This window comes from Vibrio sp. 10N.222.46.A1 (assembly GCF_041473595.1).
GTDB lineage: Bacteria > Pseudomonadota > Gammaproteobacteria > Enterobacterales > Vibrionaceae > Vibrio > Vibrio tasmaniensis_A.
On the sequence record NZ_JBFRSN010001254.1, the window covers coordinates 1 to 340 of the forward strand.

The following is a 340-nucleotide window of genomic DNA, read 5'->3' on the forward strand; positions in this document are numbered from 1 at the left end:
GTATGTTGGTTTTTAACATTTGTGAAATATACTTAATTCTTCACATTTGTTAATACTTTTTAATAACTTTGTTTAACTGAAAACAAGTTTGGATGACCTCAAAAAAGTATTGATTAGCAAGGGTTATAACGGGGGATTTGATTGAACCCTACTTTGTGTATGGTCTAAAATTTGTTGTTAGATACTCAAGAACTTTAGCCCCATAGAATGGGTTACTCGAAATTACTAAATACAAAATAGGCAAAATGTATGAGTGATGTTAATAAAATTGAAACTGGCGAAAAACGCTCGTTGGAGTGGAAGTCTTTCCTCTTCATCGCGGTGGTTCTCTTTCCAATAT

The 340-nt window shown here is 32.6% G+C and carries 1 pseudogene; it reads left to right on the plus strand.

The annotated features are described in order from the left end of the window. Positions 1-249 precede the first annotated feature (249 nt). A pseudogene (locus AB4496_RS25715) lies at positions 250-340 on the plus strand (trimethylamine N-oxide reductase system protein TorE); the annotation flags it as partial.